At 60.2% G+C, this 344-nt stretch carries 1 pseudogene; it reads right to left on the bottom strand.

Annotation, left to right across the window (positions count from 1 at the left end):
- Positions 1–202: pseudogene (locus tag PQQ96_RS42275) on the bottom strand (IS110 family transposase); the annotation flags it as partial.
- Between the last annotated feature and the right edge of the window lie 142 nt (positions 203–344).

The raw sequence follows: 344 nt of genomic DNA on the forward strand, positions 1-344 counted from the left end.
CGTAACCCGTAGGGCCTGCCTCGTAGACCACATGTACATGCGAGGTCTTCGCCTTCAGCCGTGTGACCAGCCGTTCAATGTCGCGCTGCGTCGTGCCGATCTTGCCCGCCTGCTCCACCTCACCCAGCCCAATCGCGTACGCAACCGTGATCGAATCCTTGTGGACGTCCAGTCCAACGTACAGTGTGCTATGGTTTTCCATGCTGGCCTCCGTGCCGGAAACAGCCTTTGCACGGGCTCCGTGCCCATGCATTGCGGCTCTGGCAGCAATGCTAACCCGCGTCCTGTCTTCCCCACGAAGGCCAGCCTTGCCGCTGTCCACGAGGAGTCATACTGACTTACTT

The sequence above is a fragment of the Paraburkholderia sediminicola genome (genome assembly GCF_046027825.1).
GTDB lineage: Bacteria > Pseudomonadota > Gammaproteobacteria > Burkholderiales > Burkholderiaceae > Paraburkholderia > Paraburkholderia sediminicola_D.